The organism is Pseudomonas sp. MYb118, from assembly GCF_040947875.1.
Taxonomy (GTDB): domain Bacteria; phylum Pseudomonadota; class Gammaproteobacteria; order Pseudomonadales; family Pseudomonadaceae; genus Aquipseudomonas.
Window position 1 is genome coordinate 2,576,860 of the sequence record NZ_JBFRXN010000002.1, and the last position, 25,100, is coordinate 2,601,959.

23 protein-coding genes and 3 tRNA genes are annotated in these 25,100 nt (G+C 59.4%); 23 read left to right on the forward strand and 3 right to left on the reverse strand.

The features are described 5' to 3' along the window. The first annotated feature begins 2 nt into the window (after positions 1 to 2). Positions 3 to 479 (forward strand): transcription elongation factor GreA, encoded by a 477-nt coding sequence (gene greA, locus ABVN20_RS17555; protein WP_368557721.1) that lies wholly within the window; start codon positions 3 to 5, stop codon positions 477 to 479. A 28-nt stretch (positions 480 to 507) separates the two neighbouring features. Beyond that, the gene (locus ABVN20_RS17560) at positions 508 to 912 is read left to right on the forward strand and encodes an MFS transporter (protein ID WP_368556973.1); all 405 of its coding nucleotides are present in this window, start codon (positions 508 to 510) and stop codon (positions 910 to 912) included. Between the two features lie 9 nt (positions 913 to 921). Here the strand turns inward: ABVN20_RS17560 and ABVN20_RS17565 are convergent, their stop codons facing one another. After that, positions 922 to 1,230, reverse strand: a complete 309-nt coding sequence (locus ABVN20_RS17565) for a YhbY family RNA-binding protein (RefSeq protein WP_368556974.1) — start codon at positions 1,228 to 1,230, stop codon at positions 922 to 924. A gap of 101 nt (positions 1,231 to 1,331) precedes the next feature. Here ABVN20_RS17565 and rlmE point away from each other — a divergent pair, with 101 nt between their 5' ends. The 16 genes from rlmE to ABVN20_RS17645 all read left to right on the forward strand — a co-directional run bounded on the left by rlmE (position 1,332) and on the right by ABVN20_RS17645 (position 16,859). After that, the gene (rlmE, locus tag ABVN20_RS17570; RefSeq protein ID WP_368556975.1) at positions 1,332 to 1,961 is read left to right on the forward strand and encodes a 23S rRNA (uridine(2552)-2'-O)-methyltransferase RlmE; all 630 of its coding nucleotides are present in this window, start codon (positions 1,332 to 1,334) and stop codon (positions 1,959 to 1,961) included. A gap of 201 nt (positions 1,962 to 2,162) precedes the next feature. Further along, positions 2,163 to 4,073, forward strand: a complete 1,911-nt coding sequence (gene ftsH, locus ABVN20_RS17575) for an ATP-dependent zinc metalloprotease FtsH (protein ID WP_368556976.1) — start codon at positions 2,163 to 2,165, stop codon at positions 4,071 to 4,073. 8 nt (positions 4,074 to 4,081) lie between these two features. Then, on the forward strand, positions 4,082 to 4,933 hold the full coding sequence (gene folP, locus ABVN20_RS17580; protein ID WP_368556977.1) for a dihydropteroate synthase: 852 nt from the start codon (positions 4,082 to 4,084) through the stop codon (positions 4,931 to 4,933). A 16-nt stretch (positions 4,934 to 4,949) separates the two neighbouring features. Beyond that, positions 4,950 to 6,287, forward strand: a complete 1,338-nt coding sequence (gene glmM, locus ABVN20_RS17585) for a phosphoglucosamine mutase (protein ID WP_368556978.1) — start codon at positions 4,950 to 4,952, stop codon at positions 6,285 to 6,287. A gap of 66 nt (positions 6,288 to 6,353) precedes the next feature. After that, a complete protein-coding gene (gene tpiA / locus ABVN20_RS17590; RefSeq protein WP_368556979.1) occupies positions 6,354 to 7,109 on the forward strand; it encodes a triose-phosphate isomerase in 756 nt (251 codons plus the stop codon). Between the two features lie 4 nt (positions 7,110 to 7,113). Next, complete coding sequence (gene secG, locus ABVN20_RS17595; RefSeq protein ID WP_017336473.1) at positions 7,114 to 7,497, forward strand: preprotein translocase subunit SecG; 384 nt, start codon at positions 7,114 to 7,116, stop codon at positions 7,495 to 7,497. 22 nt (positions 7,498 to 7,519) lie between these two features. Next, positions 7,520 to 7,605, forward strand: a tRNA-Leu gene (locus tag ABVN20_RS17600). Between the two features lie 97 nt (positions 7,606 to 7,702). Then, positions 7,703 to 7,779: transfer RNA gene (locus ABVN20_RS17605), tRNA-Met, on the forward strand. Between the two features lie 126 nt (positions 7,780 to 7,905). Then, entirely contained in the window at positions 7,906 to 8,364 is a 459-nt protein-coding gene (rimP, locus tag ABVN20_RS17610) for a ribosome maturation factor RimP (protein WP_368557722.1), read from the forward strand. 47 nt (positions 8,365 to 8,411) lie between these two features. Continuing rightward, complete coding sequence (nusA, locus tag ABVN20_RS17615) at positions 8,412 to 9,893, forward strand: transcription termination factor NusA (protein ID WP_192309536.1); 1,482 nt, start codon at positions 8,412 to 8,414, stop codon at positions 9,891 to 9,893. Between the two features lie 27 nt (positions 9,894 to 9,920). After that, positions 9,921 to 12,455 carry a translation initiation factor IF-2 gene (gene infB / locus ABVN20_RS17620; RefSeq protein ID WP_368556980.1) on the forward strand — a complete coding sequence of 845 codons (2,535 nt, stop codon included), beginning with the start codon at positions 9,921 to 9,923 and terminating at the stop codon, positions 12,453 to 12,455. Positions 12,456 to 12,614: 159 nt separating this feature from the next. Beyond that, a complete protein-coding gene (gene rbfA / locus ABVN20_RS17625; RefSeq protein WP_368556981.1) occupies positions 12,615 to 13,016 on the forward strand; it encodes a 30S ribosome-binding factor RbfA in 402 nt (133 codons plus the stop codon). Positions 13,017 to 13,019: 3 nt separating this feature from the next. Next, on the forward strand, positions 13,020 to 13,937 hold the full coding sequence (truB, locus tag ABVN20_RS17630; RefSeq protein WP_368556982.1) for a tRNA pseudouridine(55) synthase TruB: 918 nt from the start codon (positions 13,020 to 13,022) through the stop codon (positions 13,935 to 13,937). Positions 13,938 to 14,081: 144 nt separating this feature from the next. Further along, positions 14,082 to 14,351 (forward strand): 30S ribosomal protein S15, encoded by a 270-nt coding sequence (gene rpsO, locus ABVN20_RS17635; RefSeq protein ID WP_368556983.1) that lies wholly within the window; start codon positions 14,082 to 14,084, stop codon positions 14,349 to 14,351. A gap of 196 nt (positions 14,352 to 14,547) precedes the next feature. Next, positions 14,548 to 16,653, forward strand: a complete 2,106-nt coding sequence (gene pnp, locus ABVN20_RS17640) for a polyribonucleotide nucleotidyltransferase (protein WP_368556984.1) — start codon at positions 14,548 to 14,550, stop codon at positions 16,651 to 16,653. A gap of 130 nt (positions 16,654 to 16,783) precedes the next feature. Continuing rightward, positions 16,784 to 16,859, forward strand: a tRNA-Thr gene (locus tag ABVN20_RS17645). Positions 16,860 to 16,868: 9 nt separating this feature from the next. On the opposite strand, the gene ABVN20_RS17650 is transcribed toward ABVN20_RS17645, so the two are convergent. Further along, positions 16,869 to 17,375 (reverse strand): hypothetical protein, encoded by a 507-nt coding sequence (locus ABVN20_RS17650; protein WP_368556985.1) that lies wholly within the window; start codon positions 17,373 to 17,375, stop codon positions 16,869 to 16,871. A gap of 285 nt (positions 17,376 to 17,660) precedes the next feature. Between ABVN20_RS17650 and ABVN20_RS17655 the strand changes: the two genes are divergently transcribed. Further along, entirely contained in the window at positions 17,661 to 17,966 is a 306-nt protein-coding gene (locus ABVN20_RS17655; protein WP_368556986.1) for a DUF6388 family protein, read from the forward strand. A gap of 51 nt (positions 17,967 to 18,017) precedes the next feature. Here ABVN20_RS17655 and nadC read toward each other — a convergent pair whose 3' ends face one another. Beyond that, a complete protein-coding gene (gene nadC, locus ABVN20_RS17660; RefSeq protein ID WP_368556987.1) occupies positions 18,018 to 18,866 on the reverse strand; it encodes a carboxylating nicotinate-nucleotide diphosphorylase in 849 nt (282 codons plus the stop codon). A 247-nt stretch (positions 18,867 to 19,113) separates the two neighbouring features. Here nadC and ABVN20_RS17665 point away from each other — a divergent pair, with 247 nt between their 5' ends. From ABVN20_RS17665 to ABVN20_RS17680, 4 genes are all read left to right on the forward strand, one after another. After that, positions 19,114 to 21,288 (forward strand): DUF1631 domain-containing protein, encoded by a 2,175-nt coding sequence (locus ABVN20_RS17665; RefSeq protein WP_368556988.1) that lies wholly within the window; start codon positions 19,114 to 19,116, stop codon positions 21,286 to 21,288. Between the two features lie 64 nt (positions 21,289 to 21,352). Beyond that, the gene (ampD, locus tag ABVN20_RS17670; RefSeq protein ID WP_368556989.1) at positions 21,353 to 21,913 is read left to right on the forward strand and encodes a 1,6-anhydro-N-acetylmuramyl-L-alanine amidase AmpD; all 561 of its coding nucleotides are present in this window, start codon (positions 21,353 to 21,355) and stop codon (positions 21,911 to 21,913) included. Then, a complete protein-coding gene (gene ampE / locus ABVN20_RS17675) occupies positions 21,910 to 22,746 on the forward strand; it encodes a regulatory signaling modulator protein AmpE (RefSeq protein ID WP_368556990.1) in 837 nt (278 codons plus the stop codon). Before ampD ends, ampE begins: the two co-directional genes overlap by 4 nt. Positions 22,747 to 22,903: 157 nt before the next feature. Continuing rightward, positions 22,904 to 24,934 carry a methyl-accepting chemotaxis protein gene (locus ABVN20_RS17680; protein ID WP_368556991.1) on the forward strand — a complete coding sequence of 677 codons (2,031 nt, stop codon included), beginning with the start codon at positions 22,904 to 22,906 and terminating at the stop codon, positions 24,932 to 24,934. Positions 24,935 to 25,100: the final 166 nt, after the last annotated feature.

A 25,100-nucleotide genomic window follows, 5' to 3' on the forward strand; every position in this document is an offset into this window, starting at 1 on the left:
GCATAACGAAATACCCGATGACCGTTCAGGGCGCTCGCGCCCTGGAAGAAGAGCTGAACCACCTGAGCAAGGTCGAGCGTCCGCGCTTGAGCCAGGCCATTGGTGAGGCTCGCGAGCTGGGTGACCTCAAGGAAAACGCCGAATACCATGCCGCGCGCGAAGAGCAGGGCATGGTCGAGGCGCGGATCCGTGACATCGAAGGCCGCATGCAGAACTCTGTGGTCATCGACGTCACGACCATTCCTCACACCGGAAAGGTGATTTTCGGCACGACCGTCGAAATCGCCAACGTCGAGACCGATGAAAGCGTGACTTACCAGATCGTGGGTGAGGACGAAGCGGACATCAAGCTCGGCAAGATTTCCGTCGGCTCGCCCATTGCCCGCGCCTTGATTGCCAAGGAAGAGGGTGATGTGGTGGCGGTCAAGACGCCAAGCGGCGTCATCGAGTACGAGATTGTCGAAGTTCGCCACATCTGAAGGCGGGCGCCCGTTTCGCGCGGGCGCCATGCTTTGGCAGCTGACCCAGATGTTGTGGGTCGGTGGCCTGTGGCTGTCTCATCTTGGTCTGCCGCTGGTGCTGGGTCGAATCGGCCTGGCACCGCTGCTGATCGACGAAATTGCAGGCATGCTCAATGCGCTGATGGTGGCTTTCGCCGCAGCGTGTGCGATTTTTCAGGCGATGGTGCTGGTCCAGGCTGAAGGCCTTGCCAGTCTGTGGCGTGATTTGCGTGGGCAGTTGCTGCTGATGGCGCTTTACGCCAGTGCAATGTTTTTTGCGGTGCTGCTCGGCTGGCCGGATGCCGTGCGTTGGCAGGTATTCAGTTATCTGATCCTGGGCTTCTCCGGGCTGCTGCTGGTGTTGCAGCCGGTGCCGGGATGGAGTGGCAGGGTGCGCGAAGCACACCCTTGACCCTTGCCATCACTTGAAGCGATGGACGTTCGACAGCTGCTTGTTGACGCTGAAGTTCTTGCGGTAAATCAGTGCCATCTTGCCGATGACCTGGACCAGATCCGCCTTGCCGACCTTGCACAGCTCTGCAATGGCCTCCAGGCGCGATTCGCGGTCGAGGATGTTGAGCTTGATCTTGATCAGCTCGTGATCCGCCAGGGCGCGTTCAAGTTCGGCTAACACACCTTCAGTCAGACCGTTGTCTGCCACAATCAGAACTGGTTTCAGATGGTGGCCAATGGATTTGTACTGTTTCTTCAGCTCTGGAGTGAGCGGCATAATCTGACCCTTACGTCTGGATTCTGTAAAATGGCGGCCATTTTACCCGAGGGCTCGTTGATCCGCCCAATTAATCACGACCCTAATCATCGAGGTGCCCAGTGGCGCGTTCCAAGACAAGCCTTGGTTGGCTGAAACGACATGTCAACGATCCCTACGTGAAGCAGGCGCAGAAGGATGGCTACCGCTCGCGTGCGAGTTACAAGCTTCTGGAAATCCAGGAGAAGTACAAACTGATCCGTCCAGGAATGAGCGTGGTCGACCTCGGCGCCGCACCGGGTGGCTGGTCGCAGGTCACCAGCCGGCTGATCGGTGGTCAGGGGCGCCTGATCGCCTCGGACATCCTGGAAATGGACGGTATTCCCGACGTCACCTTCATCCAGGGGGACTTCACCGAGGACTCGGTGCTCGCCCGCATCCTTGAAGCGGTAGGTAATTCGCAGGTAGACCTTGTGATTTCCGATATGGCCCCCAATATGAGTGGTACGCCTGAAGTAGACATGCCCAAAGCCATGTTCCTTTGCGAGCTGGCGCTTGATCTGGCAGACCGGATCCTCAAGCCCGGTGGCAATTTCGTGATCAAGATTTTCCAGGGCGAAGGGTTCGATGTTTACCTCAAGGACGCTCGCAAGAAGTTCGACAAGATCCAGATGATCAAGCCGGACTCTTCCCGCGGCAGTTCCCGCGAGCAGTACATGCTGGCCTGGGGCTATCGTGGCGGAAACGAGTAAAGTAAGGTTTTTGGTCGGGTCGATAGGTTTTTCGTATTTCGCCCCGCAGGCATTAGCGAATATTGTGTAGAAAGTGTTTCACAAAGGGTTACAGACGGCGCCTGCCAAGCCGTACGTAATGTAGTAAGTTAGGCCGGTGAATATCATGCGAAGCGCGCGCCAGTAGCGGAGCTTGCTTCAGAGGGTAGTTAATTGAACGATATGGCGAAGAATCTGATCCTGTGGTTGATCATCGCGGCTGTCCTGGTGACGGTGATGAACAACTTCTCCAGTCCTAACGAGCCGCAGACCCTCAACTATTCCGACTTCATCCAGCAGGTCAAGGATGGCAAGGTCGAGCGCGTCGCGGTTGATGGCTACGTGATCACCGGCAAACGCAACGATGGCGACAGCTTCAAGACCATTCGTCCGGCCATTCAGGACAACGGCCTGATCGGCGACCTCGTGGACAACCACGTCGTGGTCGAAGGCAAGCAGCCTGAACAGCAGAGCATCTGGACTCAGTTGCTGGTCGCGAGCTTCCCGATCCTGGTGATCATCGCCGTGTTCATGTTCTTCATGCGCCAGATGCAGGGCGGTGCCGGTGGCAAGGGCGGCCCGATGAGCTTCGGCAAGAGCAAGGCGCGCCTGCTGTCCGAAGACCAGGTGAAAACCACCTTGGCTGACGTCGCCGGTTGCGATGAAGCCAAGGAAGAAGTCGGCGAGCTGGTGGAATTCCTGCGTGACCCGGGCAAGTTCCAGCGCCTGGGCGGTCGTATTCCTCGCGGCGTGCTGATGGTCGGCCCACCGGGTACCGGTAAAACCTTGCTGGCCAAGGCGATTGCCGGCGAAGCCAAGGTGCCGTTCTTCACCATTTCCGGTTCCGACTTCGTTGAAATGTTCGTGGGTGTCGGTGCCAGCCGTGTTCGTGACATGTTCGAGCAGGCCAAGAAACACGCGCCGTGCATCATCTTCATCGACGAAATCGACGCCGTCGGTCGCCACCGTGGCGCCGGCATGGGCGGTGGTCACGACGAACGCGAGCAGACCCTCAACCAGTTGCTGGTCGAGATGGACGGCTTCGAAATGAATGACGGCATCATCGTCATCGCCGCAACCAACCGTCCGGACGTACTGGACCCTGCGCTGCTGCGTCCGGGTCGTTTCGACCGTCAGGTCGTGGTCGGTCTGCCGGACATCCGTGGTCGCGAGCAGATCCTCAAGGTGCACATGCGCAAGGTGCCAATGGGTGACGACGTCGCTCCAGCGGTAATCGCCCGTGGTACCCCTGGGTTCTCCGGTGCGGACCTGGCCAACCTGGTGAACGAAGCGTCGCTGTTTGCCGCCCGTGTTGGCAAGCGCATCGTCGAAATGAAGGAATTCGAGCTGGCCAAGGACAAGATCATGATGGGCGCCGAGCGCAAATCCATGGTCATGTCGGAAAAAGAGAAACAGAACACCGCTTACCACGAGGCAGGTCATGCCATCGTCGGTCGCGTGGTGCCTGAGCATGATCCGGTCTACAAGGTGTCGATCATTCCGCGCGGTCGTGCGCTGGGTGTGACCATGTTCCTGCCGGAAGAAGATCGCTACAGCCTGTCCAAGCGTGCGTTGATCAGCCAGATCTGCTCGCTGTACGGCGGTCGTATCGCTGAAGAGATGACCCTGGGCTTCGATGGCGTCACCACTGGTGCCTCCAACGACATCATGCGTGCCAGCCAGATTGCACGGAACATGGTGACCAAGTGGGGTCTGTCGGAAAAACTCGGTCCGCTGATGTACGCCGAAGAAGAGGGCGAAGTGTTCCTCGGTCGCGGTGGTGGCGGTCAGAACGCCAGCTTCTCCGGTGAGACGGCCAAGCTGATCGACTCCGAAGTGCGCAGCATCATTGACCAGTGCTACGGCACGGCCAAGCAGATCCTCACGGACAACCGTGACAAGCTCGACGCCATGGCCGATGCCTTGATGAAGTACGAAACGATTGATGCCGAGCAGATCGACGACATCATGGCGGGGCGTACTCCTCGTGAGCCTCGCGACTGGTCGGGCGGTACCGGTACTTCCGGAACACCTCCGGCGGTGCAGGATCCGCGTCCGGAAACCCCGATCGGCGGTCCGGCGGCTGACGTCTAAGGTTTGAAATGACTTCTGTTCAGTCCTCGACCCGGTTGCCTTGCGGCAACCGGGTTCTTGATTTGGCCCATACGCATGTCATGGGCATTCTCAATGTCACTCCTGATTCCTTCTCCGATGGCGGCCGTTTCAGCCAGCTTGACGCGGCCTTGCGCCACGCCGAAGCGATGGTGCTGGCGGGGGCCACGCTGATCGACGTCGGCGGCGAATCGACCCGGCCTGGCGCCAGGTCGGTTTCACCGATCGAAGAATTGGAGCGCGTGGCGCCCATCGTCGAGCGCATCAGTCGCGAGCTGGACGTGATCATCTCGGTGGATACCTCCACGCCGGCGGTCATGCGCGAAACGGCGCGGCTCGGGGCGGGGCTGATCAATGATGTTCGCTCGCTGCGCCGTGAGGGCGCCCTGGATGCGGCCGCCGATACCGGTCTGCCGGTCTGCCTGATGCACATGCTCGGCGAGCCGGGCGATATGCAGGATAATCCGCATTATCAGGACGTCACCCGAGAGGTGGCCGGGTTCCTCACCGAGCGCATGGCACAATGCGAGGCCGCCGGAATTCCGGCGGAGCGAATTATCCTCGATCCGGGTTTTGGTTTCGCCAAGAACCTGGCGCACAATCTAAGCTTGTTTAAACACATGGAAGCCCTGCATGCGCTCGGACGCCCCCTGTTGGTCGGGGTTTCGCGCAAGAGCATGATTGGTCAGGCCCTGAATCGTCCGGTTGATGAGCGACTGTCGGGTGGCCTGGCCCTCGCGGCGCTGGCATCCGTCAAAGGTGCGCGTATATTGCGCGTCCATGATGTGGCCGAAACCGTCGATGTGGTGCGAATGATCGCTGCAGTGGAATCAGCCGAATAAGAATGATGGAGCACTTATGACTAAGAAATACTTTGGCACCGACGGCATTCGTGGTCGGGTCGGCGAATATCCGATTACTCCTGAATTCATGCTCAAGCTTGGCTGGGCCGCAGGCATGGCCTTCCGCAAGATGGGCGCCTGCAAGGTATTGGTGGGCAAGGACACGCGCATTTCCGGCTACATGTTCGAATCGGCGCTCGAAGCCGGGCTGACATCGGCCGGTGCCGACGTGATGCTCCTGGGCCCGATGCCGACACCGGCCATTGCCTACCTGACGCGCACGTTCCACGCCGAAGCCGGCATCGTCATCAGTGCCTCGCACAACCCTCACGATGACAACGGCATCAAGTTTTTCTCCGGCAAGGGCACCAAGCTCCCGGATGAAGTCGAACACATGATCGAAGAGCTGCTCGATACCCCGATGACGGTGGTGGAGTCGAGCAAGATCGGCAAGGTGTCGCGAATCAATGACGCCTCGGGGCGTTACATCGAATTCTGCAAAAGCAGCGTACCGACCGGCACCAGCTTCGCCGGCCTGAAGGTCGTGATCGACTGCGCCCATGGTGCGACCTACAAGGTGGCGCCGAGTGTGTTCCGTGAACTGGGTGCCGATGTCGTCGTGCTCAGCGCGCAGCCCAACGGCCTGAACATCAATGACAACTGCGGTTCGACCCACATGGGGCAGTTGCAGGCTGCCGTGCTGGCCGAACATGCCGACCTGGGCATCGCGTTCGATGGTGACGGTGATCGGGTGCTGATGGTCGATCACACTGGTGCTGTCGTCGATGGTGACGAATTGCTGTTCATCATCGCCCGTGACCTGCACGAGCGTAAGATGTTGAAAGGCGGCGTGGTCGGGACCCTGATGAGCAACCTGGGGCTGGAGCTGGCCCTCAAGGACCTGTCGATTCCGTTTGTGCGCGCCAATGTCGGCGACCGCTACGTGATCGCGGACCTGCTGGAGCGTAACTGGTTGGTCGGTGGCGAGAACTCGGGCCACATCGTTTGCTTCAATCACACTACCACGGGTGATGCGATCATCGCGGCGTTGCAGGTGCTGATGGCGCTGAAGACCCGTTCCGAAACCCTGGGGCAGGCTCGGCAGGCGCTGCGCAAATGCCCTCAGGTGTTGATCAACGTGCGTTTCGGCGGGGGTACCAGTCCGCTTGAGCATCCGTCGGTCAAGGAGGCCAGCGAGCGTGTTACCCAGGCCATGGCTGGTCGTGGGCGTGTGCTGTTGCGCAAGTCCGGTACCGAGCCGTTGGTGCGTGTGATGGTCGAAGGCGAGGACGAAACCCAGGTTCGTGGCTACGCCGAAGAGCTGGCAAAACTGGTTGCTGAAGTTTCTGCCTGAATTCGGCTTGCCAGCCATGATTGTGTTGGGTAACATCTGCGCCCACTTTGACCGACGAGGTACAGCATGCGTCGCCCTATGGTAGCTGGTAACTGGAAGATGCACGGTACCCGCGCCAGCGTCGCTGAGCTGATCAAAGGCCTGAGTCATCTGGCCTTGCCGAGCGGTGTTGATGTCGCGGTATTCCCGCCTTGCCTGCATATCACTCAAGTGATTGATGGCTTGGAAGGTCGCTCGATTTCGGTCGGCGCGCAGGATGCTGCGATGGAAGCCGGGCAAGGTGCATTGACGGGTGAGGTTTCGCCGAGTCAGTTGGTGGATGCAGGTTGCTCCTTGGTGCTTGTCGGGCACTCTGAGCGTCGCCAGATCATCGGCGAGCAGGACGCAGTACTGGTCCGCAAGTTTGCAGCGGCACAGGCAAGTGGCTTGATTCCGGTGTTGTGTGTAGGGGAAACCCTTGAGCAGCGCGAAGCGGGGAAAACTCTTGAAGTTGTCTCGCAGCAGCTGAGCAGCATCATCGACGAGTTGGGTGTCGGTGCCTTTGCAAGGGCAGTGATTGCTTATGAGCCGGTCTGGGCCATTGGTACCGGGCTGACGGCTTCGCCGCAACAAGCGCAGGATGTGCATGCAGCCATTCGCGCGCAGTTGGCGGCAAAAGATTCTGAAGTCGCGCAAGGTGTGCGGCTTCTATACGGCGGCAGCGTGAAGGCGGCCAATGCGGTCGAACTGTTCGGCATGCCGGATATCAATGGGGGGCTCATTGGTGGAGCTTCCCTGAATGCAGATGAGTTCGGTGCGATTTGTCGCGCCGCGGGAAACTGAAAAAATGCTGGAAACAGTCGTAGTCGTTTTTCATCTGCTGGGTGCATTGGGCGTAGTCGCTCTGGTATTGCTGCAGCAGGGTAAAGGTGCGGACGCTGGCGCGTCTTTCGGAGCAGGTGCTTCAAATACTGTGTTCGGAAGCCAAGGTTCCTCTACCTTTCTTAGTAAGTTTACTGCTATACTTGCCGCCGGTTTCTTCATAACCAGCTTGGGGTTAGGTTACTTTGCTAAAGAGAAAGCTCACCAGCTGACTCAAGTAGGTTTGCCAAACCCGGCAGTGTTGGAAGTTCCAAAGCAACAACCGGCTTCTGATGATGTCCCGGTGCTTCAAGAGCAAAAGTCGGCTACTCCAGCGACTGACGTACCTCCAGCTCAAGAGCAGAAGTAAGAAGAGTTTCAAACGTAGTTTTGCCGAGGTGGTGGAATTGGTAGACACGCAACCTTGAGGTGGTTGTGCCCATAGGGTGTAGGGGTTCGAGTCCCCTTCTCGGTACCAATTAGTCAGGAGAGCCCGCTGTTGCGGGCTTTCTTGCAGGTGGAAGGTTACATTGACCCTGTAGGGGATCGGTCGTATACTTCCGCCCCAGCTTTGTCGCGGGGTGGAGCAGTCTGGTAGCTCGTCGGGCTCATAACCCGAAGGTCGTCGGTTCAAATCCGGCCCCCGCAACCAGTTTCAGGAGCCCCTATTCAGGGGCTTTTTGTTAGCTGAATACTTTATGACGCCGATGTTCAATGGCGATCTCATGTGGGCTTTTTGCCCATTTTTTATTTCCAAAGCATGCACGAGGGGGTTCAGGTGTCGAGCAAGCTAGAACAGCTGCAGGCCTTGTTGGCCCCGGTAGTCGAGGCTCTTGGCTATCAATGCTGGGGGATCGAATTCATCTCTCAAGGCAAACATTCGGTCCTGCGAATCTATATCGACAAAGAGGGCGGCATCCTGATTGACGACTGCACCGCAGTCAGTCACCAGGCCAGTGCGGTACTCGATGTCGAAGACCCGATCAGTTCTGAATACACCCTTGAGGTGTCCTCGCCTGGCATGGATCGCCCGCTGTTCACCTTGGAACAGTTTGCCTCGCATGCCGGTGAACAAGTGAAGATCAAGCTGCGCTCGCCTTTCGAAGGTCGACGCAACTTTCAGGGCCTTCTGCGCGGTGTAGAAGAGCAGGACGTAGTGGTGCAGGTAGAAGACCACGAGTTCCTGTTGCCGATCGATATGATCGACAAGGCCAACATTATTCCCAGTTTTGACTGAGACGCGGATCCCGCGGATCCAATGGCTTGCGAAAGGCGAGGCGTACGATGAGCAAAGAAGTACTGCTGGTTGTTGAGTCGGTATCCAATGAAAAAGGCGTACCGCCAAATGTGATTTTTGAAGCGCTGGAGCTGGCTTTGGCCACCGCTACCAAAAAGCGTTTCGAAGACGAAGTTGATCTGCGTGTGGAAATCAATCGCCACACCGGTGCTTACGAGACATTCCGTCGCTGGACAGTCGTCGAGGAAGACGATCTGGACGATCCGGCGATCGAAACCTGGCCAAGCAAGGTTGCGCAAACGCATCCGGGTGCCAAGGTCGGTGATGTCGTCGAAGAAAAGATCGAATCCATCGAGTTCGGCCGCATCGCCGCACAGACCGCCAAGCAGGTCATCGTGCAGAAGGTTCGCGAAGCCGAGCGTGCTCAAGTCGTTGATGCCTATCGCGAGCGCCTGGGGGAAATCATCTCCGGCACCGTGAAGAAAGTGACCCGCGACAACGTGATCGTCGACCTGGGCAACAACGCTGAAGCGTTGCTGGCCCGTGAAGACATCATCTCTCGCGAAACCTTCCGGGTTGGCGTGCGTTTGCGTGCACTGCTCAAGGAAATCCGTACCGAGAACCGCGGCCCGCAGCTGATCCTGTCGCGTACCGCACCGGAAATGCTGATCGAGCTGTTCCGTATCGAAGTGCCGGAAATCGCTGAAGGGCTGATCGAAGTGATGGCTGCGTCCCGTGATCCGGGTTCGCGCGCCAAGATCGCCGTTCGCTCCAAGGACAAGCGCATCGACCCACAAGGTGCCTGCATCGGTATGCGCGGTTCGCGCGTCCAGGCGGTATCGGGTGAGTTGGGCGGTGAGCGTGTGGACATCGTCCTGTGGGACGATAACCCGGCTCAGTTCGTGATCAACGCCATGTCCCCGGCTGAGGTCGCGGCAATCATCGTTGACGAAGATGCCCACGCCATGGACATCGCCGTTGGCGCCGACAACCTGGCTCAGGCCATCGGTCGTGGCGGTCAGAACGTGCGTCTGGCGAGCCAGTTGACTGGCTGGACCCTGAACGTGATGACCGAATCGGACATCCAGGCCAAGCAACAAGCGGAAACCGGCGACATCCTGCGCAACTTCATCGACGAGCTGGAAGTCGACGAAGAGCTGGCACAGGTGCTGGTAGACGAAGGCTTCACCAGCCTGGAAGAAATTGCCTACGTACCGTTGGAAGAAATGCTCAACATCGACGGCTTTGACGAAGAGATCGTCAACGAGCTTCGCGCTCGTGCCAAGGATCGTTTGTTGACCAAAGCCATCGCTACTGAGGAAAAGCTGGCAGACGCCCATCCGGCCGAAGACCTGCTCTCGCTTGAGGGTATGGACAAGGATTTGGCGATGGAACTGGCGGTGCGCGGCGTCATTACCCGCGAAGACCTGGCCGAGCAGTCTATTGACGACCTGCTCGACATCGACGGCATCGACGATGATCGTGCCGGCAAGTTGATCATGGCCGCCCGAGCCCACTGGTTCGAGTAATTAGGCGCGGCCTGAGGAGAGAAGTGCATGACGCAAGTCACGGTGAAACAACTGGCCGATGAGGTCAAAACACCGGTAGAGCGCCTGTTGCAGCAGATGCGTGAGGCAGGTCTGCCGCACACCGCCGCCGAAGAACATGTGACTGACAGTGAGAAGCAGTCCCTGCTGACTCACTTGAAAAGCAGCCACAAGGCGAAAGTGGAAGAACCACGCAAGATCACACTGCAGCGTAAAACCACCAGCACCCTGCGTGTTGCTGGCAGCAAAAGCATCAGTGTCGAAGTTCGCAAGAAGAAAGTATTCGTACAGCGCAGCCCGGAAGAAATCGAAGCCGAGCGCAAGCGTGAGCTGGACGAGCGCCGTGCAGTAGAAAATGCTGCCCGTCAGAAGGCTGAAGAAGAAGCCAAGCGCCGCGCCGAAGAAGAAGCGCGTCGCCAGCCTGCTCCGGTTGAAGCACCTGTTGCTGCGCCTGAGCCTGTGGCAGCACCTGCCCCGGTCGTCGAGCCTGTGCGTGAAAGCGCGCCGGTTGCAGCGGCGGCGCCGGCACCTGCGGCCGATGCGCGCAAGCGTGACGAACAGCGTCGTCCGGACAAACCACGTGCCGACGATAACAATCGTCGCGGCGGTGGTGGCGATGGCGAGCGCAAAAACGCTCCGCATCGTGCTTCGGTCAAGGAAAAAGCGCCTGCTCCACGTTCTGCCCCACGTACTACCGACGAAGAAAGCGATGGCTTCCGTCGTGGTGGTCGCGGCAAGGCCAAGCTGAAGAAGCGCAACGCCCACGGTTTCCAGAGCCCGACCGGCCCTGTCGTGCGCGAAGTGAAGATCGGCGAGACCATCACTGTGGGCGATCTGGCCCAGCAGATGTCGGTCAAGGCTGCTGAAATCATCAAGTTCATGTTCAAGCTGGGTACTCCAGCGACCATCAACCAGGTACTGGACCAGGAAACTGCCCAGCTGGTTGCCGAAGAACTGGGCCACAAAGTGACCCTGATCAGCGACACCGCCCTGGAAGATTCCCTGGCCGAGTCCCTGAAGTTCGAAGGCGAGGCGGTTGCCCGTGCGCCGGTCGTGACCGTAATGGGCCACGTTGACCACGGTAAGACATCCCTGCTCGACTACATCCGTCGTGCCAAGGTAGCTGCTGGCGAAGCCGGTGGTATCACCCAGCACATCGGTGCTTACCACGTTGAAACCGACCGTGGCATGGTGACGTTCCTCGACACCCCTGGTCACGCCGCGTTTACCGCCATGCGTGCCCGTGGTGCCAAGGCCACCGACATCGTGATCCTGGTGGTTGCAGCGGACGACGGCGTGATGCCACAGACCGTTGAAGCCGTTCAACACGCCCAGGCCGCCGGTGTTCCGCTGGTCGTGGCGGTGAACAAGATCGACAAGCCGGGTGCTGATCTCGATCGCATCCGCAGCGAACTGTCGGTACACGGCGTGACGTCGGAAGACTGGGGTGGTGACACGCCTTTCGTACCGGTTTCCGCGAAAATGGGTACCGGTGTCGACGAACTGCTCGAAGCCGTATTGCTGCAGGCCGAAGTTCTCGAACTGACCGCAACCCCATCGGCCCCTGGTCGTGGTGTCGTGGTTGAATCGCGCCTGGACAAGGGCCGTGGCCCGGTGGCGACCGTTCTGGTTCAGGACGGTACCCTGCGTCAGGGCGACATGGTCCTGGTCGGTTCGAACTATGGCCGCGTGCGTGCCATGCTCGACGAGAACGGCAAGCCAATCAAGGAAGCCGGTCCAGCCATCCCTGTCGAGATCCTCGGCCTGGACGGTACGCCGGACGCCGGCGACGAGATGAGCGTGGTGGCCGACGAGAAGAAAGCCCGTGAAGTGGCTCTGTTCCGTCAAGGCAAGTTCCGCGAAGTCAAACTGGCTCGCGCTCACGCCGGCAAGCTGGAAAACATCTTCGAAAGCATGGGCCAGGAAGAGAAGAAGACGCTCAACATCGTCCTCAAATCCGACGTCCGTGGTTCGTTGGAAGCTCTGCAAGGCGCTCTGAACGGCCTGGGCAACGACGAAGTGCAAGTGCGCGTAGTCGGTGGCGGTGTCGGTGGTATCACCGAGTCCGACGCCAACCTGGCACTGGCCTCCAACGCTGTACTGTTCGGCTTCAACGTGCGTGCCGATGCCGGCGCGCGCAAGATCGTCGAGCAGGAAGGTCTGGATATGCGTTACTACAACGTGATCTACGACATCATCGAAGACGTCAAGAAAGCCCTGACCGGTATGCTCGGCAGCGACGTTCGCGAGAACATCCTGGGCGTGGCCGAAGTGCGTGACGTGTTCCGTTCGCCGAAGTTTGGCGCGATCGCCGGTTGCATGGTGATCGAAGGGACCGTTCACCGTAACCGTCCGATCCGTGTACTGCGTGAAGACATCGTTATCTTCGAAGGCGAGCTGGAATCCCTGCGCCGCTTCAAGGATGACGCTTCCGAAGTACGTGCCGGCATGGAATGCGGTATCGGCGTGAAGAGCTACAACGACGTCAAAGTCGGTGACAAGATCGAAGTCTTCGAGAAGATTCAGGTTGCTCGCAGCCTCTAACTCGCGCACTTCAGGAGCCACGTCAGGCCGCCGCATGCAGATGCGCGGCCTGGTGTCGGGACTCTAAACGCAACGCCCGGTCTGGCTTTTGTCAGGCCGGGCGTTTGCCGCTTTCAGACCCTGCGGGTTTCACCGTGGGGCAGTAACAGGTAACAAGACATGGCAAAAGAATACAGCCGTACCCAACGTATCGGCGATCAGATGCAGCGTGAGCTGGCACAACTGATCCGTCGTGAAGTCAAGGACCCACGCGTGGGCCTGGTGACCATCACCGCCGTTGAAGTCAGCCGTGACGTCGGTCACGCCAAGATCTTCATCACCGTGATGGGCCAGGACAACGCCGAAGACATCGCGCAAAGCATCAAGGTGCTCAACTCCGCCGCCGGTTTCCTGCGTATGCAGCTGGCCCGCGAGATGAAGTTGCGCAGCGTTCCGCAGCTGCACTTCCACTACGACGAAAGCGTCGTGCGTGGTGCGCACCTGTCGGCCCTGATCGAGCGTGCTGTCGCTGAAGACAGCCAGCACTCGGTTGCGGCAGAAGCTGAAGACACCAAGGAGTAACCGGTGGCTCAGGTCAAACGTATCCGTCGTAACGTCAGCGGCATCATCCTGCTCGACAAGCCCCTGGGCTTCACGTCGAACGCGGCGTTGCAGAAGGTCCGCTGGCTGCTCAATGCCGAGAAGGCCGGGCACACCGGCAGCCTCGATCCGCTGGCCACCGGCGTATTGCCGTTGTGCTTTGGCGAAGCCACCAAGTTCTCGCAATACCTGCTCGATTCCGACAAGGGCTATGAAACCCTGGCGCAATTGGGCAAGACCACCAGCACGGCCGATGCCGAGGGTGAAATTTTGCAGGAGCGCCCGGTGACCGTTGGTCGATCCGATATCGAAGCGGTTCTACCGAAATTTCGCGGGCAAATCAGTCAGATACCGCCGATGTACTCGGCGCTCAAGCGTGATGGCCAGCCGCTGTACAAGCTCGCCCGTGCAGGGGAAGTAGTGGAGCGCGAACCGCGTTCTGTTACTATTGCGCGCTTGGAATTGCTGGCCTTCGAAGGCGATACTGCGCGGCTTGCCGTGGATTGCAGCAAAGGCACCTATATCCGTACCCTGGTGGAGGATATCGGTGAGCAACTCGGTTGTGGCGCTTACGTTGCAGAACTGCGACGGACCCAGGCCGGGCCTTTCACGCTGGCGCAGACCGTCACGCTCGAAGAGCTGGAAGCGGTACATGCCGAAGGCGGCAACGAAGCGGTCGACCGCTTCCTGATGCCATCGGACAGCGGCCTGCAGGATTGGCCGCTGCTGCAGTTCTCCGAAGCGAGCGCGTTCTACTGGCTCAACGGCCAGCCGGTACGTGCCCCGGATGCTCCGAAGTTCGGCATGGTGCGGGTACAGGATCACAACGGTCGCTTCATCGGGATCGGTGAAGTGAGCGAAGACGGGCGCATCGCGCCGCGTCGACTGATTCGGTCGGAATGACCGAAAACCGGTCTGTGTAACAGCAGGCTGGCGAGGGTGGCTGTCAACAGGCACGGTCACTGCTCTTTTATTGATACAGGGATTTGTCCCTGGCCTGTTGAAACTGTTTTCCTGAAACAGTTTCCTGATAAAAAGGATTGCCTCATGGCTCTCGACGTTCAAGAAAAAGCTCAAATCGTTGCTGACTACCAGCAATCTGTTGGTGACACTGGTTCGCCAGAAGTGCAAGTTGCACTGCTGACCCACAACATCAACAAACTGCAAGGTCACTTCAAGGCCAACGGTAAAGATCACCACTCCCGTCGTGGTCTGATCCGCATGGTTAACCAGCGTCGCAAGCTGCTGGACTACCTGAAAGGCAAGGACCTGAGCCGTTACAGCGCTCTGATCGCTCGCCTGGGTCTGCGTCGCTAATCAGCGATTGCGCTAGAGGTTGGTTGTCTGTCGTACGTCAGTGGGTTTCCCGCTGGCGTATGGCAGGCTCCCAGCCTCAAGTTTTATCTGGATGGACGTTTTACCCTGGACAGGCGTTGGGCCGATTCCCGACATTGCCCAAGAATTTCGCAAGAAGACAAGTTCCCCCAAGAGCCACAAAAGAAGGTAGGACACCGTGAACCCGGTAATCAAGAAATTCCAGTTCGGTCAGTCGACCGTTACCCTCGAGACTGGCCGTATCGCCCGTCAGGCCTCCGGCGCAGTGTTGGTCACCGTTGACGACGACGTCAGCGTATTGGTGACCGTAGTCGGTGCAAAACAAGCCGATCCAGGCAAGGGCTTCTTCCCTCTGTCCGTTCACTACCAGGAAAAGACTTACGCTGCCGGTAAGATCCCTGGCGGTTTCTTCAAGCGCGAAGGCCGTCCTTCGGAAAAAGAAACCCTGACTTCCCGACTGATCGACCGTCCGATCCGTCCGCTGTTCCCTGAAGGCTTCATGAACGAAGTGCAGGTTGTCTGCACCGTCGTTTCCACCAGCAAGAAAACCGATCCGGACATCGCTGCGATGATCGGTACCTCGGCTGCGCTGGCCATCTCCGGCATTCCTTTCGACGGTCCGATCGGCGCTGCCCGCGTTGCGTTCCACGAAAGCACCGGCTACCTGCTGAACCCGACCTACGAGCAACTGGCTGCTTCCAGCCTGGACATGGTCGTTGCCGGTACCGAAGAAGCCGTACTGATGGTTGAATCGGAAGCCAAAGAGCTGACCGAAGACCAGATGCTGGGCGCCGTGCTGTTCGCCCACGACGAGTTCCAGTCGGTCATCAAGGCTGTCAAAGAGCTGGCTGCCGAAGCCGCCAAGCCAACCTGGACCTGGGCTCCACAAGCCGAAGCCACCGAACTGCTGGGCGCTATCCGTGCCGAGTTCGGCGAAGCGATCTCCCAGGCCTACACCATCACCGTCAAGGCCGACCGCTACGCTCGCCTGGGCGAGCTGAAAGACCAGGTCGTGGCCAAGCTGTCCGGTGAAGAAGGCCAGCCTTCGTCCAGCGAAGTCAAAGCCGCTTTCGGTGAAATCGAATACCGCACCGTTCGCGAAAACATCGTCAACGGCAAGCCACGTATCGACGGTCGCGACACTCGCACCGTACGTCCGCTGAACATCGAAGTCGGCGTGCTGCCGAAGACTCACGGTTCGGCGCTGTTCACCCGTGGTGAAACCCAGGCGCTGGTCGTTGCAACCCTGGGCACCGCCCGTGACGCGCAACTGCTGGACACCCTGGAAGGCGAGAAAAAAGACCCGTTCATGCTGCACTACAACTTCCCTCCGTTCTCGGTGGGCGAGTGTGGTCGCATGGGTGGCGCTGGTCGTCGTGAAATCGGTCACGGCCGTCTGGCTCGTCGTTCGGTTCAGGCCATGCTGCCTGCTGCCGACGTGTTCCCGTACACCATCCGCGTGGTATCGGAAATCACCGAATCCAACGGTTCGAGCTCGATGGCTTCGGTCTGCGGCGCTTCCCTGGCCCTGATGGACGCTGGCGTTCCAATGAAGGCACCGGTGGCCGGTATCGCCATGGGTCTGGTTAAAGAAGGCGAGAAATTCGCCGTCCTGACCGACATCCTGGGTGACGAAGACCACCTGGGCGACATGGACTTCAAGGTAGCCGGTACCGCCAAAGGCGTCACCGCGCTGCAGATGGACATCAAGATCAAGGGCATCACCGAAGAGATCATGGAAATCGCCCTGGGCCAAGCCCTGGAAGCGCGCCTGAACATCCTCGGTCAGATGAACCAGATCATCGGCCAGTCGCGTACCGAACTGTCGGCCAACGCTCCGACCATGATCGCGATGAAAATCGACACCGACAAAATCCGTGATGTCATCGGTAAAGGCGGCGCGACCATTCGTGCGATCTGCGAAGAAACCAAGGCTTCGATCGACATCGAAGACGACGGTTCGATCAAGATCTTCGGCGAAACCAAGGAAGCGGCAGAAGCGGCTCGTCAGCGCGTTCTGGGCATCACTGCAGAAGCTGAAATCGGCAAGATCTACGTCGGCAAGGTTGAGCGCATCGTCGACTTCGGCGCATTCGTCAACATCCTGCCTGGCAAGGACGGCCTGGTGCACATCTCCATGCTGAGCGACGCTCGCGTAGAGAAAGTGACCGACATCCTGAAAGAAGGCCAGGAAGTGGAAGTATTGGTACTGGACGTGGACAACCGCGGCCGTATCAAGCTGTCCATCAAAGACGTGGCAGCAGCCAAGGCTTCGGGCGTTTAATCGCCTGACGGCTTCAGCGTCATGAAAAAAGCCCCGCAGTGAACGCTGCGGGGCTTTTTTTCGCCTGTATGAAACCCAAACCACTCACGAAGTTGCCTGGCCTGAAAGTCAGTGCTAGGTTTAGCCCACTGCCCGTGTAGCTCAGTCGGTAGAGCAGCGCACTCGTAACGCGAAGGTCGCAGGTTCGATTCCTGTTTCGGGCACCATCCCTCTTCTTACTTCACCTTCCTGCTCAACTCCTCGACGGTTCGCTTGAGCTGGTCGATGGTGCGATCCTGTTCGCTGATATCGCGCTTGAGGTTGGATATCTCGCTGTTGCTGGAACTCGAACTGGAACCGCTGCTGCGCTTGAGCTCTTCGATCTGCTTGCGCTGATTATCCAGGTCGCGCTCCTGTTCCTTGACGGTGCGCTTGAGCTCGTCGATTTCCTTGCTGCTGGAGCTTGAGCTTGTGCCATTGCTGCGTTTCAGCTCTTCGATCTGGCGCGCCTGGTCGCTGAGGGCGTCCTGCATTTTCTTGATGTCGCTGGGCTCGAAATCGGTGGGGGTCAGCGTTATATGGCCGGCCTCGTTTTGCACGCTCGCTATTTTCGCCCATTGTGAAATGTTCCCGCGCGGCTCAATGTCGGCGGCCTGTGCCGTAATGGGTAATGCCAGAATGCTCAACACGGTTGCGAATGCAGCGGTGGACAGGGCAGCGGAACGCTTGCGGTCAGCAGACATCGTCAAATTTCCCTATGAGGTGCCGAGGTGGCACATCGCTATGACTCGGCTTTTTGACTTATGTTCCTGATCGCAAGGTTTTTGTGCGATTGATGTAAAGACCCGTGTCATTCGACCGACAAACATCCTATATTCGGAGCTTGCCCGGGTTTCACCCAGGCGTTTTCAGATGATCCCCGAATGGTTCTGAAGGCCAGGTAAACCGCAGTGTTTGCGGTTATTTGCGTCAGAGAGATCCTAGATGATCCAGATCCATCTTCCATTCCCTCGATCAGCGAGAACGACATGACCGAAACAGTATTGAGCCAGGAAGCCCGGCACGAAGAAGCGCTGAAAAAATACCTGCTTGAGTCCCCGCAGTTGGCCGACGAGATCAAGGATCTGTCTGCCGACGATCAGAAGGACCAGATCCAGTGGGCCTTCGAGGACGAGGCCGAAGCCCAGGGCTTGCAGCCGTGGGAGCTGACGCTCAAGTACACCTCCAGCCCTGAAGAATTCGAGGCGACGCGCCTGGCGCTGCACAAGGAAGCCGCCGAGGTGTTGGGCGTCGAGTGGGAAGAGTACTGCGAGATGAACAATCTGGTGGTCTGACAAAAACGCCAGCCTCGATGAGGCTGGCGTTTTTCATTGCGGCGACAAACGTCAGATGCTCAGGCGCATCGACAGGTCCACCGCCTTCACGTCCTTGGTCATCGCCCCGATCGAGATATAGTCGACCCCGGTCTGGGCAATTGGCAGCAGCGTCGATTCATTGATGCCGCCACTGGCTTCCAGTTTTGCCCGGCCGCGATTCAGGCGTACGGCTTCACGCATGTCATCCAGGCTCAACTCGTCGAGCATGATGATGTCGGCGCCGGCCTCCAGTGCTTCCTTGAGTTCCTCCAGGCTTTCCACTTCGATTTCCACCGGTTTGCCCGGGGCGATCTTGTGCGCGGCGTTGATCGCTTGCGCGATGCCACCGCACGCCGCGATGTGGTTTTCCTTGATCAGGAAGGCATCGTACAGGCCGATGCGGTGATTGTGGCAGCCACCGCAGGTCACGGCGTACTTCTGCGCCAGGCGCAGCCCTGGCAGGGTTTTGCGGGTATCGAGCAACTTCACCTGGGTTTGCGCAACGAAGTCTGCCAGGTACTGCGCGCGCGTGGCCACGCCAGACAGCAATTGCAGGAAGTTCAGCGCGCTGCGTTCGCCGGTCAACAGCGAGCGGGCGGGGCCTTCGAGGTGGAACAGGGCTTGATCGGGTTTTACCCGTTCGCCGTCACGCACCTGCCAGTGCACGGCTACCCGAGGGTCCAGCTGCCGGAACACCGCGTCCACCCAGGCGGTACCTGCGATGACAGCGGCGTCGCGGGTAATGATGGTGGCTTTGGCCAGGCGCTCGGCCGGGATCAGTTGCGCGGTGATGTCGCCGCTGCCGACATCTTCGAGCAACGCGCGGCGCACATTGGCTTCGATTTCGGCGGTCAGATTGGCGAGACGTAGATTCGGCATAACGGACTCCACAAACAAAGTGGCCCGATTATAGGGCCATGGTGCGAGGCAACCCAAGGCGCGAGAAGCGCTCAGATGGCTGTCGAAGCGGCATTTGGTCGATTCTTCGAGCAATTTGCGTTGAACGGCGGGCAATTTCACGCGTCTGTTGCCTGTGTGCAGCGAAGTCTGCTGGCACAAGGGACATCTTTTGCAAGATAATGCGCCTTGCAATTGACGTCATGGCTTTGACGGATACGGAGGCACGATGCACAACGATGGCAATGTAGTGCCTTTGCACAAGGCGGCTATTGATCCGGCGACCCTGTCGCCGCTCGCCCGCGTGCCCGTGATTCTGCTTCAGGTCCGTGACAAGGCCGTGCTCGAGCTCAGGCATGGTTTGCAGGAGCTGTTCGATAACGCCGACGATATGCTGTTTGAAATGGCCGACCGAGCGCGCAATGACGTCGACCAGAACATCTTTTTCCAGGCCATGCGCGATTTGCGCCTCAAGCGCAAAAGTATCGAGCGGGTGTTTCTCGAACAGGTTTTCGAGGCTTTCGTCGAGCTGACCCGCTACAGCACGGCACCGATGGCAGCGCCACCGGCCGTGGCTATCGAGACGGTGACGCAGCTGTCGGGCGATGAGCTGGAGCGCAGCCTGGCAGTGGAGGCGATGGTCAACAAAGCCTTGAATCGCGATGGTTTCGCGCTCGATCAACTGACGGCCCGGCTCAGCACCCTGATTGGCAAGAAACTGACGACGCCCAACAATCCGCTGGGCCCGGAGATGCTCTGTGAGTTTTTCATGCAGGCGGCGCGTAATCTCGGGGTGGAGATCAAGGTCAAGCTGATTATCCTCAAGCTGTTCGAGCGTTATGTGCTCAGCGAGGCCGACCAGCTCTACACCGACGCCAATCAACTGCTGATCGCCACCGGTATTTTGCCCGACCTCAAGTCTGCCCCGGCACGCCGCGCCCTCGATCGTGCCGAAGCGAGCGTCCAGGCCGAAGCGGCCGAAGCCCATGCGCCGCTCGACGAAGGCGTCCAGGAAGTGTTCGCCGCCCTGCAAGAGTTGCTGTTTCACGTGCGCGGCAGCGTGGCGCCGACCCTGGAAGTCAGCGCGCCGGCACAACCGATTTCCACCCGTGACCTGCTTCGGATGCTCTCGCATTTGCAGCAATACGTGCCGACCCCGGCGGCGCAGGATGACTTCGATCTGCGCAACCAACTCGAACAGCTGTTGACCCGCATCAGCGTCAAAAGCGGCAAGTCGCGGGTGGTCGGCGTTGCCGACGAAGACGTGATCAACCTGATCGCCATGCTGTTCGAGGTCATCCTCGACGACCGCAACCTGCCGGATTCGCTCAAGGCGCTGATTGGCCGCCTGCAGATTCCGATGCTCAAGGTGGCGGTGCTGGACAAGAGCTTCTTCAGTCGTGGCTGTCACCCGGCTCGCCGCCTGCTCAACGAAATTGCCGCCGCGGCCATGGGCTGGGGGGATTGCGACGATCATCAACGCGACAGCCTGTACCTGCGCATCGAACAGGTGGTGCAACGCCTGTTGAACGACTTTGTCGACGACCCGGCGATTTTTTCCGATTTGCTTGCCGAGTTTCTCGCGTTCACCAGCGACGAACGCCGCCGCAGTGAGTTGCTGGAGCAACGCACCCGCGATGCCGAAGAGGGGCGGGCCAAAACCGAACTGGCCAGGCAGCAGGTCGAGCAGGCATTGAACAGCGTGGTGCTGGGCAAAGTGCTGCCGCAACGGGTGCTGGCGTTTGTCCAGGATGCCTGGAGCCAGGTATTGCTGCTGACGTGCCTCAAGCATGGCGAGCAGTCCGATGAATGGCAGGCCGACGTGCAGACCCTGGATCAACTGGTCTGGAGCGTCCAGCGCCATGACGAAGCGGACGCGCAACAGCGCCTGTTCGCGGTGGTACCGGGGTTGCTCAAGGCATTGCGCGAGGGGTTGAGTCGGTCGGCGTTCGATCCATTTGCCACCGCCGAGTTTTTCAGTGAGCTGGAAAGCCTGCACCTGCAACTGTTCGAGCAAACGGTCAGCGATATCGACACGCCGGTGATGGTGCAAGTGCACGAGGAAATCCTTTTGCACACCGCCGACGAAGGGCCGGTCGACCGGCCTTCGGCAGTGGACGATGAGAGCCTGTTGCAGATCGACCGGTTGCAGGTCGGCGCCTGGGTCGAGTTTCAGGAAGACGAGGAAACCACCCTGCGCTGCAAACTGGCGGCGATCATCGACGCCACGGGCAAATACATTTTTGTCGACCGCACCGGCATGAAGGTGCGTGAGCGCAGCCGCACCAGCCTGGCGCTGGATGTTCGTCGGGGCACGGTGCGCATGCTCGACGACACCTTGCTCTTCGACCGCGCCCTGGAGTCGGTGATCGACAACTTGCAACGCCTCAATCGCGGCAAGTGATCGCGCGCCGGGGGACTATCGCGGCATACTGGGCACTCACACAGTCGACGTTGAAGGAACCGGTATGCAGTTGGACCCCGCGAGCGGTTGGTGCCAGGGCGTGAACATCTGCCCCTCACCCAACTTCAATGCGCGCCCCACGGGCGAGATTTCCCTGCTGGTGATCCACAACATCAGTCTGCCGCCGGCTCAGTTCGCCACCGGCAAGGTGCAGGAATTTTTCCAGAATCAACTGGATGTCACAGAGCATCCCTACTTTGAGGGGATCGCCGACCTGCGGGTGTCTGCGCATTTTCTGATCGAACGCGACGGCACTGTCACGCAGTTTGTCTCCTGCCTGGAGCGCGCCTGGCATGCGGGCGTGTCGTGTTTCGAGGGGCGGGAAACCTGTAACGATTTTTCCGTGGGCATCGAGCTGGAAGGCACCGATGATCTGCCATTCACGGACGCTCAATACACCGTGCTGACCGCGTTGACGCTGCAGTTGCAGGGGACGTTCACGGCCATTACTACGCAGCGCATCTGCGGGCACAGCGATATCGCGCCCGGGCGCAAGACCGATCCGGGACCGGCGTTCGACTGGACGCGTTATCGTGCCGCCCTGGCAAAAGAGGAACAACAATGAGTTTTCTGGTGTTGCTGCTGGCGGTGTGGATCGAGAAATTCTCGGCCCTTCGCCATCAGGTTCAGCGTGACGGTGGGTGGGTGCGCGAACTGCACAAGCTTGAGGCCAGCCCGCGCCTGGCCAATCACCCCTGGTGGGTTCTGATTATTCTGGTGTTGCTGCCGGTGGCGCTGCTGGCGTTGCTGTTGGTGGTGCTCGATCCGGTCGCCTATGGATTGCTGGCGCTGCCGGTGCATTTGCTGGTGGTGATTTACAGCCTGGGCCGGGGTGATCTGCTGGGTGGCCTTGGGCCGTTTCGCGATGCCTGGCGCCGCGAAGACCTGCAAGCCGCCGCCCATGTGGCCAAGCGCGACCTCGATATTTGTGCCGACAGCGGCGAACAGTTGCTGGAGCGGGTCGAAGGCCATTTGCTGTGGCAGGCCTACCAGAGCTTTTTCGCGGTGATTTTCTGGTATTTCCTGTTGGGGCCGGTGGCGGCGTTGAGTTATCGACTGCTCGCCCTGGCCGAAGAGCACGGGCAAAACCCCGCCGTCGTCGAGTGCGCGACTCAGCTGCGCCATGCGTTCGATTGGGTGCCGGTGCGCTTGCTGGCGGCCAGTTTCGCCTTGGTCGGTAATTTTGTCGCCGTGAGCCGAGTGATGCTGCATGAGCTGTTGAACTGGAACATCAGCGCTGCGCAACTGATCGAAAAAATCGGCCTGGTGGCGGGTGAAATCCCCGCGCCGGTGGCCGGGCCGGATGGCATCAACAGCCTCGACCGGCTCTGGGAGTTGCTGCTGCGGGCAGCGGTGCTCTGGTACGCCGGCTTCGCCTTGTGGACCGTGCTTCCCTGAGTCGATTGACGTAGCCGCGGGCATCCCCTGCGGCTGTTAACTTTAAGTTACAAAACCCCCTGACGATTTGAGTTATACAACGATAGCGCTCAATGGTGGCTATCTGCTGTCGACGTGCGCCAGCCAATAACAATAAAAAATCAACGGGGGACTTCCAGTGAAGAGCTTGCTCAATCCCGCTGTCGCGCTAATGAATCGCCTGAGCTTCGGCATGAAGTTCAGCCTGATCAGCATCCTGTTCCTGGTGCCGATGCTGGTGACCAACTTTTATCTGGTGCGCGATTCCTATCGTGAGTTCCAGGGCACGCAAGTGGAGCTGCAAAGCCTCGATTTGCTGGGCAGCAGCTTGAACCTGCGCCGCGACCTGGAAACCCTCAATAACCTGGTACAGATCAACGTCGTCCTCGGCCAGGCCGGCAAGGCCGGTAACGTCGAAGCAACAATCACCGCACTCGAACAAAGTGTGCTCGCCCGCTTGCAAGGGCTGACCGCAATGACCACCGATCCGGAGCAAGTCGCCGTGTTCGATGGCAAGCGCGATGAAATGATCAGCGCGTTCAAGGCCCAGCAGACGGAAAACTCGTTACAGAGCAAAAGCGCGCTGATCGGCAAGTTGCTGGGCAATGCGCAGATCTTCAGCCAGATCGTCGCCAGCCAGGCGGGCCTGAGCCGTGACAGCCAGAGCGACATGCGCCAGCTCACGGAGCTGATTACCAACATCACACCGCCGGTCACCCAGATGCTCGGTGACGGTCGCGCCATGGGTTCTTTCTCCCTTGGGCAAGGTTTCCTCAACTCGTCGTCGAGCACTCGCTTTGATGAGTTGCTGGCGCAGATCGAAAAGCTGCAAGGCGAATACGGCCTGAAACTGCAGGACGCACTGGGTTCGAGCAAGGCGGCGCGTGAAGCCCTGGCGAGCCGGGCCGAGGCCAGCAAGGCGACGCTGAAAAAGGCCAGCGAATTGTTCGAAGAACAGGTGGTGATGGCCGACACCCTCGATGCGCCGTGGCAGGCCTTTTACGATCAGGTCACCGGCCTGATGGACCAGACCTACCAGCTCAACGAAGCGACCCTGAAGTTCCTCGATACCCAATTGCAGCAGCGCCTGAGCCAGAACCGTACCCACATGCTGTTGCAGGCCATCGCCCTGTCTGTGGTGTTTGTGCTGATTTTCTACCTCTACGGCGGTTTCTACGCCTCGACCCGCACCACCCTCAAGCGTCTTGGCGCGATGATGGACAAGGTGGCGGCCGGCGATATGACCATCACCTTCAACGCCAACAGCCGTGATGAACTGGGTGAGCTGGGTGAGGTGTTCAACGGTACCGTGAAGAAGATCCATGACCTGATCGAGCGGGTCGGCCAGACCGTCGCCGAGGTCGAGCGCCAGGCCGGGCAGGTCGAGAATGTTTCGGCCCAGAGCAATCAGGCCGTGGCGGGGCAGCGTACGCAGATCGAACAGGTGGCGACGGCCATGAACCAGATGTCGGCCACCTCCCAGGAGGTGGCGCGCAGCGCGGCCGCAGCGGTCAGCAGCGCCCATAGCGTCAACGACGAAACCATCAACGGTCGCGGCCTGGTGGAGTCGCAGCAGGGCAGCATCGCCGCCCTGGCCAGCGAAATTGATCAATCGGTGCTGGTGATCAACCAGTTGGCCAGCGACAGCCAGTCCATCAGCAGCGTGCTGGAGGTGATCAAGAGCATCGCCGAGCAGACCAACCTGCTGGCGCTCAACGCGGCCATCGAGGCGGCGAGGGCGGGGGAACAGGGGCGTGGTTTCGCGGTGGTGGCGGACGAGGTGCGAACCCTGGCCAAGCGCACCCAGCAATCGACCGAAGAAATCGAACAGATGATCGCCAGGCTGCACAGCGGTGTTGGCGCTGCGGTGAAAGCCATGGGCACCAGCCATCAAATGGCCAACGGCACCGTTGGGCAGTCGGAAAAGGTCCAGCAGGCGCTGGAAAACATCCTGGGTGCCGTGGGGATGATCGTCGATCAGAACCAGCAGATCGCCGCTGCCGTGGAGCAACAGACCGCCGTGGCCCACGACATCGACCAGAACATCGTCGAGATCAACCGCGCCGGCGAGCGCACCGCCGAGGGCGCCCACCAGACCGAGGATGCGAGCCGGGCATTGTCGGCGCAGGTCATGGAACTCAAGCAACTGATCAGTGCGTTCAGGGTTTGACCCCTGCTTGATCGTTCCCACGCTCTGCGTGGGAACGCCTCCACGGACGCTCCGCGTTCGGCTTCGGGCCGCAGAGCGTCCCGGGCTGCATTCCCACGCGGAGCGTGGGAACGATCAATATAAGAGACACGATCTGTCATCTTTATTACCCAACCAAGTAGGTACT

What these genes read in the sequence shown, in the direction of transcription:
- ABVN20_RS17560 (WP_368556973.1), top strand. Translation starts at nt 508, where the DNA reads ATGCTTTGGCAGCTGACCCAGATGTTGTGGGTCGGTGGCCTGTGGCTG.
- ABVN20_RS17565 (WP_368556974.1), bottom strand. Translation starts at nt 1,230, where the DNA reads ATGCCGCTCACTCCAGAGCTGAAGAAACAGTACAAATCCATTGGCCAC.
- ftsH (WP_368556976.1), top strand. Translation starts at nt 2,163, where the DNA reads ATGGCGAAGAATCTGATCCTGTGGTTGATCATCGCGGCTGTCCTGGTG.
- folP (WP_368556977.1), top strand. Translation starts at nt 4,082, where the DNA reads ATGACTTCTGTTCAGTCCTCGACCCGGTTGCCTTGCGGCAACCGGGTT.
- glmM (WP_368556978.1), top strand. Translation starts at nt 4,950, where the DNA reads ATGACTAAGAAATACTTTGGCACCGACGGCATTCGTGGTCGGGTCGGC.
- tpiA (WP_368556979.1), top strand. Translation starts at nt 6,354, where the DNA reads ATGCGTCGCCCTATGGTAGCTGGTAACTGGAAGATGCACGGTACCCGC.
- secG (WP_017336473.1), top strand. Translation starts at nt 7,114, where the DNA reads ATGCTGGAAACAGTCGTAGTCGTTTTTCATCTGCTGGGTGCATTGGGC.
- nusA (WP_192309536.1), top strand. Translation starts at nt 8,412, where the DNA reads ATGAGCAAAGAAGTACTGCTGGTTGTTGAGTCGGTATCCAATGAAAAA.
- infB (WP_368556980.1), top strand. Translation starts at nt 9,921, where the DNA reads ATGACGCAAGTCACGGTGAAACAACTGGCCGATGAGGTCAAAACACCG.
- rbfA (WP_368556981.1), top strand. Translation starts at nt 12,615, where the DNA reads ATGGCAAAAGAATACAGCCGTACCCAACGTATCGGCGATCAGATGCAG.
- rpsO (WP_368556983.1), top strand. Translation starts at nt 14,082, where the DNA reads ATGGCTCTCGACGTTCAAGAAAAAGCTCAAATCGTTGCTGACTACCAG.
- ABVN20_RS17650 (WP_368556985.1), bottom strand. Translation starts at nt 17,375, where the DNA reads ATGTCTGCTGACCGCAAGCGTTCCGCTGCCCTGTCCACCGCTGCATTC.
- ABVN20_RS17655 (WP_368556986.1), top strand. Translation starts at nt 17,661, where the DNA reads ATGACCGAAACAGTATTGAGCCAGGAAGCCCGGCACGAAGAAGCGCTG.
- nadC (WP_368556987.1), bottom strand. Translation starts at nt 18,866, where the DNA reads ATGCCGAATCTACGTCTCGCCAATCTGACCGCCGAAATCGAAGCCAAT.
- ABVN20_RS17665 (WP_368556988.1), top strand. Translation starts at nt 19,114, where the DNA reads ATGCACAACGATGGCAATGTAGTGCCTTTGCACAAGGCGGCTATTGAT.
- ampD (WP_368556989.1), top strand. Translation starts at nt 21,353, where the DNA reads ATGCAGTTGGACCCCGCGAGCGGTTGGTGCCAGGGCGTGAACATCTGC.
- ampE (WP_368556990.1), top strand. Translation starts at nt 21,910, where the DNA reads ATGAGTTTTCTGGTGTTGCTGCTGGCGGTGTGGATCGAGAAATTCTCG.